We start from the raw sequence: 15,479 nt of genomic DNA on the forward strand, positions 1-15,479 counted from the left end.
GGTGCGGGTCGGACGCGGGAGGTCAGCGCCGGATCAGGCGCCGCACCAGCTGCAGCGCCGGGCTCAGTTCGGGGGCGCGCATCAGTGCCAGCATGCCGAGGTACACCGCCAGTGCGACCGTGCCGATGACGGCGGCACCGACCGCGCCGAGGATCTTGCCCGAGGCGGTCCACCCGTCCACGCCGCCCAGCAGCCAGAACACGCCCCAGCCGACCGCCCCGGCCGGAATGGCCGCCACGACGAACCGCCCGGTCGCCAGCATCCAGCCGGCCACGTCCAGCCGGCCGATCCGCCGGTGCAGCAGCCACGTGGCCACCACCAGCTGCACGATCGCGGCGATGGACTGGCCCAGCGCGATGCCGGCGGCGAGCCATCCGATCGGCAGCGTCGCCTTCGCCAGGTAGGCGGTGCCGATCACGACGGCCACCTGCACGATCGTGAACAGGAACGGCGTGCGGGTGTCGTTATAGGCATAGAAGGTGCGCTGGATCGTGAACTGCAGCGCATTGGGGATCAGGCTGACCAGGAAGAGCACCAGCACGACCGCGGCGGCGGACGCCTCGGCGGGCGAGTCGGTGAAGATCCGCGAGGCAGGAACCGACGCGGCGGCGAGGGCGAAGGCGGCGATCACGATGAACACGCCGAGGGTGCGGATGCTGCGCCCGACGTCGGCGCGCACCTCATCGTGCCGGCCGGCGGCGGCGTGCTCGCTGAGCCGGGTGAAGTAGGGGGTTCCGATCGACAGCACGATGATCGAGTACGGCAGCATGTACAGCAGCCACGCGTTCTGCGAGACGAACACGCCCGGGTCGTTCTCGGCCGCGGCCGAGATCACCCGGCTCTGCACGATTCCGGCGATCTGGCCGAGCACGACCATCAGGAACGTCCAGCCGGCCAGCCGACCGATCTGGTTCAGGCCCACCCCGCGCCAGCGGAAGTCGGGGCGCAGGCTCAGCCTGGTGCGGCGCCAGAACACGAACAGCAGCAGTGCCTGCACGGCGATGCCGCCGGTCGCGGTGCCGCCGATCAGCGCGATCATGCCCGGCGTCCAGCCGGTGATCGACTCGGAGCGGCCGAACAGCAGGATGAACGCCCCGAATCCGGCGATCGAGATGAGGTTGTTGACGATCGGCGTCCACGTGTACGGGCCGAAGATGTTGCGCGCGTTCAGCGATTCGCCGACCAGCGCGTAGAGCCCGTAGAACAGGATCTGCGGCAGGCACCAGTAGGCGAATGCGGTCGCGACCGCCTGCTGGTGGGGCGAGAACCCGGGTGCGTACAGCTGCACGAGCCAGGGCGCGACGGCGACGGCCGCGGCGGTGACGACCACCAGCACCACGGTGCCCAGCGTGAACAGCTTCGAGATGAACGCGGTGCCGCCGTCGGCGTGCCGGGCGGCCGCGACGATCTGCGGCACCACGACCGCGGTCAGCAGCCCCGTCGAGATGATGGCGTAGATCGCGTTGGGCAGCGAGTTGGCGATCGAGAACGCGTTGCCCGCGGCGGTCGTGGCGCCGATGGCCGAGACCAGCACGACGGTGCGCAGGAAGCCGGTCAGGCGCGAGACGATCGTGCCGCTGCCGATCAGCACGCTGGCGCGTCCGATGCTGGTCATCGGTCACCCCCGGCGGGAGAATCGGGTGCGTCGGATGCCTCGTCGGCGGCATCCGCGGCCTGCCGGCGTCGGCGCGCGCCGATCGTGCGCACCAGGCCCAGCACCAGGAACCCGGCGATGCCGACGCCGAGCACGGTCAGGCCGATGACCTCCCAGTCGGCGTGCACGGTCACGCGCACGGTCTGCATCTGGCCGATCCGCATGCCGGTGGGACTGAGCAGGGTCAGACTGATGGTGCTCTGGCCGTTGCCGATGCGCGCCCGCACCGGGACGGCCACGCGTGTCGTGCTGCTGGCGTGCGCGACCACGGGCGTGTTCGGCTGCACCTCGATGCGCAGGTCGTCGGGCCGCGCGATGAGCTCGACGTTCACGGGCCAGGGCAGGTCGTTGCGCACCCCGAACCGCAGCGGAGCGGCGGTGCCGGCCAGGTTGATCGGGCTGCTCGGGGCGATCGAGACGGCCGCCAGCGTCGTCGACGTGGCCTTCTCGTGTGCCGTGACCGCCGCCTGCCATCCGGTCGGATCGCCGATCCAAGCCCCGCCCAGCAGCTGCAGGATGCTCGCCCGCTCCGGCCCGGTGATGAGCGTGGGGTCGGCCAGGATCGCCGAGAACTCGCCGAGCCGGGCCTGACCGCGCAGCAGCGTGTCCAGCGCCGTCGACCGCGTCGGGTCGACGCGGGCGCTGCGCACCGTCACCGGCACGGCGCGGGCGTCGGTGAGGGTCGTCAGGCTCGCCGAGGTGGTGTTCGGCGCGCCGGTGACGGCCTCGACGGCCGAGGACAGGCCCAGGCTCGAGCGCGCGGTGCCGCGGTCGACGGCCACCAGCAGCGGGGCGGTGTGGGGGGCGAGATCGAGGTAGGCGGTCACCGCGGCCAGCGACGCCCCGCGCACGGCGGGGTCGTCGATCAGGGATGCCGCGCGCAGCGCCTTCGAGACTGCGGCGTCGTACACCAGCACGCCGGCCTTTCCGGCGATCCCGTGCGCGGGCACCGCCGCTCCGCGGGCTCCGGCGGCGGTGCTCGTCGACGAGACCAGGGTGAGCGCCGGCACGCTCGCCGCACTGCCCGGGGCTGTGGCCGGGGCAGTCGCCGGCAGCGCGGCCACGGCAGCCACGGTCTGGGGATCGGCCGTGCCAGTGAACGGCCAGGCGACGGCATCCCGCGTGTTCGGGCCGAGGCTCTGCAGCCGTGCGAGCGTCGGATAGACGGGCTGGTCCGGTGCGGTCGTCGGAGTGCCGGTGGGCGTCGGCGACGCGGTGGCCGGCGTGTCGGGCCCGTTCTGGTCGGTCTGCTGGTCGGCCTGCCGTGTGGGGTTGAAGTCGGCGGGTGCCATGTAGGACTGCAGGGATGTCGGGGCCAGCAGCGTCCCGGCGGTGCCGGCGATCTGGGTCGCGACGTCGGCGTCACCGAACTGCAGCGCGAATCGGTCGTTGGGCAGGGTGTCCAGTCGGCTCAGCCAGTCCGTCGCGGACTGCGGTGCCGATGTGCCCAGCACTCGGATGGCCGCCGGGATCGCGGGGTCGATGGCGAGGATCGCCGAGGTGCCGGCGACGGCGTTCAGTGCCGCCGTCAGCTCGCCGTCGGGTGCCGTCAGTGTCGTGAGCTCGTCGGCGGTGAGCAGGCCGGCCGTCAGCGGTCCCGCCGTGATCGGCACGACCAGCCCCACCGGAGTGTGCGCGGTGGCCTTGGGGTCGCCGACCACCACGACACTCGTGACCGTCGTCGCCTGCGCGGCGTGGGTGATGGTCGCCGACAGCGGGTATACCCCCGGCTTCAAGGCGTGCAGGGCAGGATTGGCAGCCGGCACCGTCACGAGCGTCTGCTCGGTCTGACCGGGGCCGACCGGGTCGAGCGTCGCTGTCGAGACCGCGACCAGGTGCGGGCGCGCGGCCGTTCCGGCGAGCCACGCCGTCAGCCGGGTGCGGTCGGTGATCGGGGTCGTCCCGAGCCTGAGCGCCACCGTCGACGCCGACAGCGCATAGCCGGTGCCGTTTCGCAGCACCGCCCAGACGCTCAGCGGCCGCCCCTCGTGCAGCACGCCATAGGAAGTGGGTGAGAGCACGGCGTCCACGGTGCCCGAGAGAGTCGGTGTCGGTGTCGGTGTCGGTGTCGGAGTGGCATCCTCGGCCAGCGCCGCGCTGGCCAGCAGCGGGCCCAGCAGCAGCGCGCCGATCGCGGCGATCGCCGCCGCTCGAGTGCGGATGCCGCCGCGCCGGTGCCGGGTGCGCCGCCCGCGTGGGTCGGTCGAGGCGCGCGGGTCGTCCGCGGGCCGCGGGGGGCGGGCCGGCCGTGACGCGCGCGTGACGGGATCAGAAGGAGTCACGGTCATGCTGGCTGTGGGCACGGGACTGGGCCCGCGACCAGGTGCGAGTCTACGGCGGGCGACTGCGCGCTGCCCGAACGCGCGCCGGATGCGGTCACCCGGTCGGTGCCGGGTCGGCCGCCGGTGGCGGCGCGATTAGGCTGGAATCCATGCTGAACATGGCCGAGGGTGTCGCACGCCTGGACGCGCTGGCCGCGTCGACCCCGGTGGCCGTGCTCGCCCGCGCGTTCGCGGACGCCGGCCGGGAGCTGGCCATCGTCGGCGGCCCGGTGCGCGACGCGCTGCTGGGGTGGACCACCCACGATCTCGACTTCACGACGGATGCGCGGCCCGACCAGATCCTGCAGATCGTGCGGCCGATCGCGACGGCGCACTGGGACATCGGCCGCGAGTTCGGCACGATCGGCGCGCGGATCGCGGGCGAGCAGGTCGAGATCACCACGTATCGCGCCGACAGCTACGACGGTGCCACCCGCAAGCCGGTCGTGGCGTTCGGCGACGACATCGCCGGCGACCTGACCCGCCGCGACTTCACCGTCAATGCGATGGCCCTGCAGCTGCCCGCCAAGACCCTGGTCGACCCGACCGGCGGGGTCGAGGACCTGGTGCGCGGCGTGCTGCGCACGCCCGTCGATCCGCAGATCAGCTTCGGCGACGACCCGCTGCGGATGCTGCGGGCCGCCCGCTTCCGCGCGCAGCTGCAGTTCGAGGTCGACCCCGACACGGTCGAGGCGATCGAACGGCTCCGCGAGAGCATCCAGATCGTCTCGCCCGAGCGCATCCGCGGTGAGCTGATGCGACTGCTCGAGACCGACGACCCGACCCCGGGCATCCGGCTGCTCGTGGACACCGGGCTGATGGCGCAGTTCCTGCCCGAGATCCCGGCGTTGCGGCTCGAAGTCGACGAGCACCACCATCACAAGGACGTCTACGAGCACTCGCTGACCGTGCTGCGCCAGGCCATCGATCTCGAGCACGCGCGGCATCCCGGGCAGGCGCCCGACCTGCCGCTGCGGCTGGCGGCGCTGCTGCACGACATCGGCAAGCCGGCCACCCGCAAGCTCGAACCGGGGGGCACCGTGACGTTCCATCACCACGACCTGCGGGGTGCCCGGCTGGCGCGCAAGCGCATGCGCGAGCTGCGGTTCGATTCAGCGACGATCGATACCGTGACGGGGCTCATCGAACTGCACCTGCGCTTCTTCGGCTATGCCGAGGGCGCCTGGACCGATGCCGCGGTGCGGCGCTATGTGCGCGACGCCGGTGCCGAGCTGGAGCGGCTGCACATCATCACCCGCGCCGATGTCACGACGCGCAACAAGCGCAAGGCGCACATGCTCGCGTCGGCATATGACGACATCGAGAACCGGATCGCCGAGCTCGCCGCGCAGGAGGAGCTGGACGCGATGCGCCCCGAGCTGGACGGCAACCGCATCCAGGAGGTGCTCGGCATCCCCCCGGGGCGCGAGGTCGGTCAGGCGTACCGTTTTCTGCTGGACCTGCGTCTGGACGAGGGCATCCTCGGGCCGGACGAGGCCGAGCGCCGGCTGCGCACGTGGTGGTCCGCCCGCGACTGACCTCAGTGCGGCCGGCGGCGGCGGGAGAACGCGACCCCGATCAGCACGGCGCCGATCAGCAGCACGATCGGACCGATCGTGCCCCACAGCGACGACCCGCTCATCACCGATCCGCGCAGCACGTTCAGACCCTGCAGCGTCCAGACCAGCCCCACGGCGACCAGGATCACGCCGGGCAGCCACCACAGCCAGGTTCGCTTCACATGCCCCACCCTAGTTCGGCGATGATGGATCCATGCCTGCTGTCCACCGCCGGGGTCTGCCGGTCACGGCGGGTCTGACCATCCCCGAGACCGAGTTGTCGTGGCGGTTCTCGCGGTCGTCCGGCCCGGGTGGGCAGGGTGTGAACACCACCGATTCGCGCGTCGAACTCGTCTGGGACGCGGCCGGCTCATCGACCCTGTCGCCGCGCCAGCGCGTGCGTCTGCTCGAGCGACTGAGCGGCCGGCTGGTGGATGGCGTGCTGACGGTCGCCGCGTCCGAGCACCGTGCGCAGCTGCGCAACCGCGAGGCGGCGCGTGCCCGCTTGGCGGCCGTCGTGGCCGAGGCGCTGCGCCCGCCGGCGCCGGCCCGGCGGGCGACCAAGCCGACTCGGGGTGCGACGCAGCGGCGCTTGACGGCCAAGAAGCAGCGCACCGACATCAAGCGGTTGCGCCGCCCGCCGGTGGACTGAACGGTCGGGTCGCTGGGGCCGCGCGGCCGCGGCCCCAACAGCCGGCACCCGGCACCCGGCACCCGGCAGTGCCGACCGCAGCTGCGCGGCGGCGATGCCGTCCAGGCCCGGCATCTCGATGTCCAGCAGTGCGACGTCGGGCCTGGCGGCGAGGGCGGCGGCGGACACCTCGTCGCCGCGGCCGACCTCGGCGACGACGTCGACGTCGTGCTCGAGCCCCAGCTCGTGGTGCATCTCTTCACCCGAGATTCTCCGGCCCCACCCCCACCGCGCCCAGTCCGCCGAGAAGGTGTCTTCTGCCGCGAGGTGGTGCCTATTTCGCCGAGAAGGTGCTTCCCACCGCGAGGTGGTGCTTCCTACGCCGAGGTGGTGCGTTTGCGCGCGAGGGGGTGGGCGCCTCCTCGGCGGAGATCGCACCTTCTCGGCGGAGATCGCGCCTCCTCGGCGGAGATCGCGCCTTCTCGGCGCGGGAGGCACCTTCTCGGCGGGGCGGCGGGACAGCAGCGTCTCGGCGCCGGCATCCGCCCGGACACGATCGTCACGATGTGCCGGTGACATCCGTCACGGTCGGCGCCCGGGCATGCGCAATCAGATCGTCATCACGGGTTCGCATTCACTGTGCATAGACTTTGGGAGTCGGCGTCGCCCGAGACGTGCGGACGTTGTCCCTCAGAGAAGAGGAAAGGTAAGAAATGCGAAGAATCCTCGCACTACCCGTGGTCGTCGTCGCGGCGGCCATGATGCTCACCGGCTGCGTGAACAACGCACCCACCGACACGGGGTCATCGGGCGGTGCTGCCGCCAACGCCTACGGCGTGACCAAGGATGCGGCTCTGGCAAAGCTCCTGCCGAGCAAGATCGCCGACTCCGGCAAGCTGCAGATCGGCACCGACCCGACGTACGCCCCCAACGAGTCCAAGGACGAGAGCGGCAAGATCGTCGGCTGGGACATCGACCTGGGCGATGCGCTGGCGGCCAAGCTGGGGCTGCAGGCAGTGTATGTCGAGTCGAAGTTCGACAACATCATCCCGTCGATCACCGGCGGCCGCTACGACATGGGGATCTCCTCGTTCACCGACACGCTTGAGCGCGAGAAGCAGGTCGACTTCGTCAACTACTACAACGCCGGCATCATGTGGGCCTCGGCGAAGGGCACGACCGTCGACCCGAACAACGCGTGCGGCCTGAAGGTCGGCGTGCAGGCGGGCACGACGGAAGACCTCGACGAGCTGCCCCCCAAGTCCAAGGCGTGCACGGATGCCGGCAAGCCGGCCATCCAGGTCTTCAAGTTCGACGGTCAGGACCAGGTCACCAACGCTCTGGTGCTCGGGCAGGTGCAGGCCATGAGCGCCGACTCGCCGATCACCGAGTACGCGATCCACCAGCAGTCCGACAAGATCCAGGCCGCGGGCACCACGTTCGAGGTCGCACCGTACGGCTTCGCACTGCCCAAGGGCGGCGAGATGACCCAGGTCATCCAGAAGACGCTGCAGGCGCTGATCGACGACGGCACCTACAAGAAGGTCCTCGACAAGTGGGGCGTCGCCTCCGGCGCGGTCACCGAGGCTCAGGTCAACGCGGCGTCGAAGCAGTGACCCATGAGTGACACGCAGCGGCCGGCGGGGGCGACCCCGGTCCCCCCGCCGTCGACGGCGAGCATCCAGATCGATCGGGGTGAGACCATCCGCGCGGTGCGGCAGCGCCATCCGTGGCGGGTCACGATCGCGGTCGTGCTGATCTTCGCGCTGCTGCTGTTCGTGCTGGATGCCGCCGAGCGGCAGACGTTCCAGTGGGACATCGTCGGCAAGTACCTCTTCGACACCCGGGTCACCCAGGGCGCCCTGATCACGCTGGCGCTGACGGTGACGGCCATGATCATCGGCATCCTGCTGGGGCTCCTGCTGGCGGTGATGCGGCTGTCGCCGAACCCGATCGTGAAGTGGATCGCGTGGGCTTACCTCTGGGTCTTCCGCGGCACGCCTGTATACGTGCAGCTGGTGTTCTGGGGGCTCATCACGCTGATCTACAAGACGATCAACGTGGGCATCCCGTTCGTGCACGACTGGGCGGTCATCAACATCGACTGGACGCCGCCGCTGTTCCTGGTGGCGATGGTCGGCCTCGCGCTGAACGAGTCGGCGTACATGGCAGAGATCGTGCGCGCCGGGCTGCTGTCGGTCAACCCCGGCCAGGAAGAGGCGGCGACGGCACTGGGCATGCCGTGGGGCAAGACGATGCGGCGCATCGTGATCCCGCAGGCGATGCGGGTGATCATCCCGCCCACCGGCAACGAGGTCATCTCGATGCTGAAGACCACCTCGCTGGTGGTCGCGGTGCCCTACTCGCTCGACCTGTTCGGGCGCACCAGCGACATCTCGGCGCGGCTATTCGCGCCGATCCCGCTGCTGATCGTCGCGTCGCTGTGGTACCTGTTCTTCACCTCGGTGCTGATGATCGGGCAGTACTTCGTCGAGAAGCGCTTCGCGCGCGGCACCGATCGGTCGCGGCCGGTCCTGGGTCTGGAGAGCGTCACCGTCGAAGCGGTGGGAATCGACGTCGGGGGGAAGGGATGACCGCGGCAGAGCCCGGAGCCGCAGCGCGGCCCATGGTCGAGGCCGTCAAGGTCTCGAAGAGCTTCGGCAGCAACGAAGTGCTCAAGTCCATCAGTCTGCGTGTGGAGCGCGGCCAGGTGATGTGCGTGGTCGGGCCGTCCGGCTCGGGCAAGTCCACGTTCCTGCGCTGCATCAACCACCTCGAGGTGGTCAACGCCGGCCGGCTGTACGTCGACGGCGAGCTGGTCGGCTATCGCGAGAAGAGCGACAAGCTCTATGAGCTCAAGCCCGCCGAGGCGGCCCGGCAGCGGCGCGACATCGGCATGGTGTTCCAGCACTTCAACCTGTTCCCGCACATGACGGCGCTGGAGAACATCTGCGAGGCGCCGATGCAGGTCAAGGGCGTCTCGAAGGCGGATGCCTCGGCCCGCGCGCACGATCTGCTGGCCCGGGTCGGCCTGGGCGCGCAGGCATCCCACTACCCGGCGCAGCTGTCGGGCGGACAGCAGCAGCGCGTCGCGATCGCGCGGGCGCTGGCGATGGATCCGAAGCTGATGCTGTTCGACGAGCCCACCAGCGCGCTGGACCCGGAGCTGGTCGGCGAGGTGCTGGACGTGATGCGGGGCCTGGCCGGGACCGGCATGACGATGGTCGTGGTCACGCACGAGATGGGCTTCGCCCGCGAGGTGGGCGACCAGCTCGTGTTCATGGACGGCGGGGTGATCGTCGAGTCCGGCGATCCGCACGACGTGCTGGCCAACCCGCAGCACGAGCGCACCAAGGCCTTCCTGTCCAAGGTGCTCTGATCCGGCATCCCGCTGTGCCCCCGGCGACCCTTCGACCGCCCGGGGCGCAGTGGTGCCGGGCGTGCGGCCTGCTCAACGAGGCGGCCATGTGCATTGCGTTCTGATCACGAAGCGGCGTTGTCATTGCCAGATGCGGCAATTCGCAGACATGATGGGGAGCACGAGGCCGCGCCGGACTGCGCTGCCGCTTCCCGTCCACAGCAGAGGTAAATCCATGTCACTGCAGTCATCCACCCGCGGGCGCGTCCTGTTCGCGCTCGGCGCGCTCAGCGCCTCGGCCATCGTGCTCTCCGGCTGTGCCGGCGGCGCGAACACCGACAACACCAACAAGACGAACAACGGCGGCTCGGCGGCCTCGCTGCTGATCGGCACGACCGACAAGATCGTGTCGATCGACCCGGCCGGCTCCTATGACAACGGGTCGTTCGCCGTGATGAACCAGATCTACCCGTTCCTGCTCAACAGCAAGTACGGCACGGCCGATGTCACCCCCGACATCGCCGTCTCGGCCGACTTCACGGCGCCGACCGAATACACGGTCAAGCTCAAGCCGGGGCTGAAGTTCGCCAACGGCGACGAGCTCACCTCGTCGGACGTCAAGTTCTCGTTCGAGCGCCAGACCAAGATCAACGACCCGCAGGGGCCGGCATCGCTGCTGGGCAACCTGGTCAGCATCGACACCCCCGACGACACCACGGTCGTGTTCCACCTGAAGAACCCCAACGACCAGACCTGGCCGCAGATCCTCTCCAGCCCGGCGGCCCCCATCGTCGACGAGCAGGTGTTCTCGCCCGACAAGGTCACCCCCGACGCCGACATCGTCAAGGCCAAGGCCTTCGGCGGCCAGTACGTGATCACGTCCTACAAAGTCAACGAACTGGTCAACTACGAGCCCAACAAGGACTACGCCGGCGAACTGGGTGCGGCCGAGAACTCGGGCGTGACCGTGAAGTACTACGCGGATGCCTCGAACCTGAAGCTCGCTGTGGCCAACGGCGATATCGACGTGGCCTTCCGCAGCCTCTCGCCCACCGACATCGCGGACCTGGGCACGAACAACAAGGTCAAGGTCGTGCAGGGTCCCGGCGGCGAGATCCGCTACATCGTGTTCAACTTCGACACGATGCCGTTCGGCGCCAAGACCGCCGACGCCGACCCGGCCAAGGCGCTGGCCGTGCGCCAGGCGATGGCCGACCTGGTCGACCGCAATGAGCTGTCGAAGGACATCTACAAGGGCACCTACACCCCGCTGTACTCGTACGTCGCACAGGGCATGACCGGCGCGAACGAGTCGCTGAAGAGCCTCTACGGCGACGGCCAGGGCGGCCCCGACGGCGACAAGGCCAAGCAGACCCTCGAGGCGGCCGGTGTGAAGACCCCGGTCACCCTGAACCTGCAGTACAACGGCGACCACTACGGTCCGTCGTCGGGTGACGAGTACGCGGCCCTGAAGACGCAGTTCGAGAAGGGCGGCCTGTTCAAGGTCAACCTGGCCCAGACCGAGTGGGTGCAGTACTCGAAGGACCGCACCGCGGATGTCTACCCGATGTATCAGCTGGGCTGGTTCCCGGACTTCTCGGACGCCGACAACTACCTGTCGCCGTTCTTCGCGAAGGACAACTTCCTGGGCAACCACTACGACAACGCCGATGTGCAGGCGCTGATCTCCAAGGAGGGCACCGAGACCGACGCGTCTGCGCGCACCGCCGAGATCGGTCAGGTCCAGGACCTGGTCGCCAAGGACCTGTCCACCCTGCCGTACCTGCAGGGCGCCCAGGTCGCCGTGGTCGGCACCGACGTGCAGGGCACCACCCTGGACGGCTCGTTCAAGTTCCGCTACGCGCCGCTCCACAAGTAACACGCACGAATTCGCGGGCCGGGTCATCGCAGCCACCTGCGGGACCCGGCCCGCACCCATTCTCTGAGTAAGGTGCAGGCATGGCCATAGCCGTCGAAGAAGCCGACGTCGCATCCGCACCGGTCCGCGCCCGAAGCGGCGGGCTGTGGCGATACATCCTCGTTCGCCTGGTGCTGATCATCCCGACCGTGTTCATCCTGGTCACCACCGTGTTCTTCCTGATGCGGATGACCGGCGACCCGATCACGGCGGCCCTGGGCGGCAAGCTGCCGCCCGCGCAGCTGGCCGAGCGGATCCACGAGGCCGGCTACGACCGCCCGCTGATCGTGCAGTACCTGGACTACCTCAGCGGCGTGTTCCGCGGCGACTTCGGCACGACGCTGACCGACAACCGGCCGGTCAGCCAGATCCTGCTGCAGTACGGCTCGGCCACTCTCGAGCTCGCCTTCTACGCCCTGATCGTCGCGTTCCTGCTCGGCATCCCGTTCGGGCTCATCGCCGCCTACAAGCGCGACCGGTGGCAGGACGCGCTGCTGCGGGTGGGCGCGATCCTCGGCTATGCGACGCCGATCTTCTTCATCGCCATCCTGCTCAAGCTCGTCTTCGCGGTGCAGATCAACATCCTGCCGGTGTCGGGCCGAGCATCCACCCGCGTCGAACTCGCGCTGCAGAGCCTGCCGCATCCGACCGGCATCTATCTCATCGACGCCTTTCAGCTGGGCAGCGCCGACGCCGTGCTGGATGTGCTCTGGCATGCTGTGCTGCCGGGGCTGGCGCTGGGCATCCTGACCGCCGGCATCTTCCTGCGGCTGGTGCGCATCAACGTCATCGGCACGCTCGAGGCGCAGTACGTGACGTCGGCGCGCTCGCGCGGCGTCGGCGAGCGGCGGCTGGTCACCAAGCACGCCTACCGGCCGGCGCTGATCCCGGTCGTGACGCTGATGGGGCTGCAGATCGCCGCGCTGCTGTCGGGCGCGGTGCTGACCGAGACGTCCTTCGAATGGAAGGGCCTGGGCTTCATGCTCGCCGACTATCTGAAGGCACGCGACTTCGTCGCCGTGCAGGGCATCGTGATCATGATCGCCGTCGTGGTGGCGGTGGCCAACTTCATCGTCGACGTGATAGCCGTCACGATCGACCCGCGAGTGAGGTACTGATGAGCGACGAGCAGACCGCCGCCGGCGGCTCGAGCACCGAGCTCGAGGCCGGCGTCGACCGTGCGACCGACCCGACCCCGACCGGCATGCTCGACCCGATGCCCACCGGCGTGCTTCCGGCCGCCGCCACCCTGGCCCGGCGTCCGCTGTCCGACCGCCTGCCGATCGTCTCGCACCTCAAGCACAGCGTGGGCTGGCAGCGCACCATGCTGGTGGTGGGCCTCGTGCTGACCGTGCTGTTCGTGATCGTCGCGGCGTTCGCACCGTGGATCGCCCCCTACGGCTACGCGCAGCGCACCGGCGCGGACGGGCAGGACTTCGGCACGCTGCAGCCGCCGAGCGCGCGCAACCTGCTGGGCACGACGGTCAGCGGCTTCGATGTGCTCTCGCGCACGATCTGGGGGGCGCAGACCGCGCTGCTGGTGATCGTCTGCGCGATCTTGTTCTCGATCTTCATCGGCATCTTCATCGGCCTGATCTCGGGCTACTTCGGCGGCTGGCTCGACCGCGTGCTGGTGGTCATCGCCGACGCGATCTATGCGTTCCCGTCGCTGCTGCTGGCGATCGTGATGGCGATCGTGATCAGCCACGGCCAGTCCAAGCTGTGGGGCGGCATCCTGGCGGCGGCCATCTCGATCACGGTCGTGTTCGTGCCGCAGTACTTCCGTGTCGTGCGCTCCGAGGTGGTGCGCGTGAAGGCCGAGCCGTTCGTCGAATCGGCGCGGGTGATCGGGGTGCCGACGCTGCGCATCCTGGTGCGGCACGTGCTGCGCAACTCCACCCGATCGGTGCCGGTGGTGCTGACCCTGAACGCCTCCGAAGCCGTGCTGACCCTGGCGGGCCTGGGCTTCCTCGGCTTCGGCATCGAGGCCACCGCCGCCAGCGAGTGGGGCTACGACCTGTCGCGGTCGGTGTCGGACGTGACCAGCCACATCTGGTGGACGGCGATCCCCCCGGGGGTCGCGATCGTGCTGGTGGTGCTGGGCATCACCCTGGTCGGCGAGAGCCTGAGCGACCTGAGCGACCCGCGGCTGCGCCGTCGGCGCCGCGTGGCCGCCACGGGAGGTGACGACGAATGAGCGACACGATGATCGATGCGCAGACGCCGGATGCCGCATCCATCCGCAACCTGAAGGTGACCTTCGCCACCGACGGCGACCCCGTCGTCGCCGTCGACGGCATCTCGCTGCAGGCCCACGCCGGCGAGGTGCTGGCGATCGTCGGCGAATCCGGATCGGGCAAGACCGTCACGGCCAACTCGCTGCTGGGCCTGCTGCCCGAGACGGCGACGCTGTCGGGCGCACTCGTGATCCGCGGCCGCAGCGGTACCGAGACCGACGTCGTGCACGCCACCCGCGCGCAGCTGCGTGCGATGCGCGGCCGCGACGCGGCGATGGTGTTCCAGGAGCCGTCGACGGCGCTGAACCCGGTGTTCACGGTCGGGTTCCAGATCGCCGAGGGACTGCGCGCGCACCACCGCATCTCGCGGCGCGAGGCGCGCCGCCGTGCCATCGACATCATGCGCCGGGTCGGCATCCCCGACCCGCAGCGGCGCGTCGACGAGTACCCGCACCAGTTCTCGGGCGGGCAGAAGCAGCGCATCGTGATCGCGATGGCCCTCGTGCTCGATGCCGGGCTGATCATCGCCGACGAGCCGACCACGGCGCTGGATGTCACGGTGCAGGCCGAGATCCTCGATCTGCTGCGCACGGCGCGCGACGAGTTCGGCGCGACGGTCGTGCTGATCACGCACAACATGGGCGTGGTCGCCGACCTGGCCGACCGGGTCGTCGTGATGTATCAGGGCGAGATCGTCGAGCAGGCGCCCGCGCGCGAGCTGTTCGCGCATCCGCAGCAGGACTACACCAAGACCCTGCTGGCGGCGGTGCCGCATGTCGGCCACGGCAAGAGCGCCCGGCAGGATGCCGCCACCCTTGCGCCGACCGAGCCGCCGGCCGGGTCGCCGGTCGTGGCGCGGGATCTGCGGATCGCCTACCCGGGCCGGTTCGGCCGCATCGGTGTGGTCGCCGTCGACGGTGTCGACTTCTGGATCGCGCCCGGCGAGGTGCTCGGCCTGGTCGGCGAGTCCGGATCGGGCAAGACCACGATCGGTCGCGCCATCGTGGGCCTGACCCCGGTCGTCGCCGGGTCGCTGCAGGTGCTGGGCACCGAGATGCGCGGCGCGAAGCCGCGCCATCTGAAGAAGCTGCGCCCCGATGTCGGGTTCGTCTTCCAGGATCCTGCGACGAGCTTCAACCCGCTGCTGACGATCGCCGAGTGCGTCGCCGAGCCGCTCGTGGTGCACGGACGCGCCGCGAACGCCCGTGCTGCGCGCACGCAGGTGAACGAGCTGCTGGATGCCGTGCACCTGCCGCAATCGTTCGGCGACCGGTACCCGCATGAGCTCAGCGGCGGACAGCGCCAGCGCGCGTCGCTGGCGCGGGCCATCGCGCTGCGCCCCAAGCTGCTGATCGCCGACGAGCCGACCAGCGCGCTGGACGTGTCGGTGCAGGCGCGCGTGCTCGAGCTGTTCGCCGAGCTGCAGGAGCAGATGGGCTTCGCCTGCCTGTTCATCAGCCACGACCTGGCCGTCATCGACGAGGTCGCCGACCGCATCGTGGTGCTGCGCCGCGGCACCATCCGCGAGCAGGGCACGACGGTGCAGATGCTGCGCGACCCGCAGGACGACTACACCCGCCGGCTGCTGGCATCCATCCCGGTGCCCGACCCCGAGGCGCAGGCGCTGCGCCGCGCCGCGTGGCACGAGGCGGAGCTGTCCGACCCCGACCCGGATCGGTAGCGGGCCCGGCGTGGCACGCTCGGCGGGGTCTCGCCCGGCGTGGCACGCCCGGCGGGGTCGAGCGTTCGCGCTGTCGTTTCTTGCATCCGCGCCTGTTTGTTTCGGGCGCGGATGCAACTT

12 protein-coding genes and 1 pseudogene are annotated in these 15,479 nt (G+C 70.1%); 9 read left to right on the top strand and 4 right to left on the bottom strand.

Annotation, left to right across the window (positions count from 1 at the left end):
* Positions 1–22: 22 nt before the first annotated feature.
* Positions 23–1,615, bottom strand: a complete 1,593-nt coding sequence (gene murJ / locus ABD705_RS01355; RefSeq protein ID WP_344779733.1) for a murein biosynthesis integral membrane protein MurJ — start codon at positions 1,613–1,615, stop codon at positions 23–25.
* A complete protein-coding gene (locus ABD705_RS01360; RefSeq protein WP_344779735.1) occupies positions 1,612–3,936 on the bottom strand; it encodes a DUF6049 family protein in 2,325 nt (774 codons plus the stop codon). Before ABD705_RS01360 ends, murJ begins: the two co-directional genes overlap by 4 nt.
* 149 nt (positions 3,937–4,085) lie before the next feature.
* On the opposite strand from ABD705_RS01360, the gene ABD705_RS01365 reads away from it, so the two are divergent.
* On the top strand, positions 4,086–5,513 hold the full coding sequence (locus tag ABD705_RS01365) for a CCA tRNA nucleotidyltransferase (RefSeq protein WP_344779737.1): 1,428 nt from the start codon (positions 4,086–4,088) through the stop codon (positions 5,511–5,513).
* Positions 5,514–5,515: 2 nt separating this feature from the next.
* Here the strand turns inward: ABD705_RS01365 and ABD705_RS01370 are convergent, their stop codons facing one another.
* Positions 5,516–5,716 carry a hypothetical protein gene (locus ABD705_RS01370; protein WP_344779739.1) on the bottom strand — a complete coding sequence of 67 codons (201 nt, stop codon included), beginning with the start codon at positions 5,714–5,716 and terminating at the stop codon, positions 5,516–5,518.
* Between the two features lie 32 nt (positions 5,717–5,748).
* On the opposite strand from ABD705_RS01370, the gene arfB reads away from it, so the two are divergent.
* Entirely contained in the window at positions 5,749–6,186 is a 438-nt protein-coding gene (gene arfB / locus ABD705_RS01375) for an alternative ribosome rescue aminoacyl-tRNA hydrolase ArfB (RefSeq protein ID WP_344779741.1), read from the top strand.
* 60 nt (positions 6,187–6,246) lie between these two features.
* Here the strand turns inward: arfB and ABD705_RS01380 are convergent.
* Positions 6,247–6,420, bottom strand: a pseudogene (locus tag ABD705_RS01380) (response regulator); the annotation flags it as partial.
* Between the two features lie 458 nt (positions 6,421–6,878).
* On the opposite strand from ABD705_RS01380, the gene ABD705_RS01385 reads away from it, so the two are divergent.
* From ABD705_RS01385 to ABD705_RS01415, 7 genes are all read left to right on the top strand, one after another.
* Positions 6,879–7,781 (top strand): ABC transporter substrate-binding protein, encoded by a 903-nt coding sequence (locus ABD705_RS01385; RefSeq protein ID WP_344779743.1) that lies wholly within the window; start codon positions 6,879–6,881, stop codon positions 7,779–7,781.
* 3 nt (positions 7,782–7,784) lie between these two features.
* On the top strand, positions 7,785–8,759 hold the full coding sequence (locus tag ABD705_RS01390; RefSeq protein ID WP_344779745.1) for an amino acid ABC transporter permease: 975 nt from the start codon (positions 7,785–7,787) through the stop codon (positions 8,757–8,759).
* 32 nt (positions 8,760–8,791) lie between these two features.
* The gene (locus ABD705_RS01395) at positions 8,792–9,544 is read left to right on the top strand and encodes an amino acid ABC transporter ATP-binding protein (RefSeq protein WP_344780416.1); all 753 of its coding nucleotides are present in this window, start codon (positions 8,792–8,794) and stop codon (positions 9,542–9,544) included.
* Positions 9,545–9,758: 214 nt separating this feature from the next.
* Positions 9,759–11,402, top strand: coding sequence for an ABC transporter substrate-binding protein (locus ABD705_RS01400; RefSeq protein ID WP_344779747.1), 1,644 nt, complete (start codon positions 9,759–9,761; stop codon positions 11,400–11,402).
* Positions 11,403–11,482: 80 nt separating this feature from the next.
* Positions 11,483–12,559, top strand: coding sequence for an ABC transporter permease (locus ABD705_RS01405; RefSeq protein ID WP_344779749.1), 1,077 nt, complete (start codon positions 11,483–11,485; stop codon positions 12,557–12,559).
* Positions 12,560–12,657: 98 nt separating this feature from the next.
* Complete coding sequence (locus ABD705_RS01410; protein WP_344780418.1) at positions 12,658–13,638, top strand: ABC transporter permease; 981 nt, start codon at positions 12,658–12,660, stop codon at positions 13,636–13,638.
* Positions 13,635–15,359: a dipeptide ABC transporter ATP-binding protein gene (locus ABD705_RS01415; protein WP_344779751.1), complete on the top strand. Its 1,725-nt coding sequence runs from the start codon at positions 13,635–13,637 to the stop codon at positions 15,357–15,359. The genes ABD705_RS01410 and ABD705_RS01415 overlap by 4 nt, the downstream gene beginning before the upstream one ends.
* The last annotated feature ends 120 nt before the right edge of the window (positions 15,360–15,479 follow it).

The organism is Microbacterium kribbense (genome assembly GCF_039537285.1).
Lineage (GTDB): Bacteria > Actinomycetota > Actinomycetes > Actinomycetales > Microbacteriaceae > Microbacterium > Microbacterium kribbense.

Bases quoted from the DNA above. Each gene is read 5' to 3' on its own strand.
- murJ (WP_344779733.1), bottom strand. From the start codon at position 1,615: ATGACCAGCATCGGACGCGCCAGCGTGCTGATCGGCAGCGGCACGATC.
- ABD705_RS01365 (WP_344779737.1), top strand. From the start codon at position 4,086: ATGCTGAACATGGCCGAGGGTGTCGCACGCCTGGACGCGCTGGCCGCG.
- arfB (WP_344779741.1), top strand. From the start codon at position 5,749: ATGCCTGCTGTCCACCGCCGGGGTCTGCCGGTCACGGCGGGTCTGACC.
- ABD705_RS01385 (WP_344779743.1), top strand. From the start codon at position 6,879: ATGCGAAGAATCCTCGCACTACCCGTGGTCGTCGTCGCGGCGGCCATG.
- ABD705_RS01390 (WP_344779745.1), top strand. From the start codon at position 7,785: ATGAGTGACACGCAGCGGCCGGCGGGGGCGACCCCGGTCCCCCCGCCG.
- ABD705_RS01395 (WP_344780416.1), top strand. From the start codon at position 8,792: ATGGTCGAGGCCGTCAAGGTCTCGAAGAGCTTCGGCAGCAACGAAGTG.
- ABD705_RS01400 (WP_344779747.1), top strand. From the start codon at position 9,759: ATGTCACTGCAGTCATCCACCCGCGGGCGCGTCCTGTTCGCGCTCGGC.
- ABD705_RS01405 (WP_344779749.1), top strand. From the start codon at position 11,483: ATGGCCATAGCCGTCGAAGAAGCCGACGTCGCATCCGCACCGGTCCGC.
- ABD705_RS01410 (WP_344780418.1), top strand. From the start codon at position 12,658: ATGCCCACCGGCGTGCTTCCGGCCGCCGCCACCCTGGCCCGGCGTCCG.
- ABD705_RS01415 (WP_344779751.1), top strand. From the start codon at position 13,635: ATGAGCGACACGATGATCGATGCGCAGACGCCGGATGCCGCATCCATC.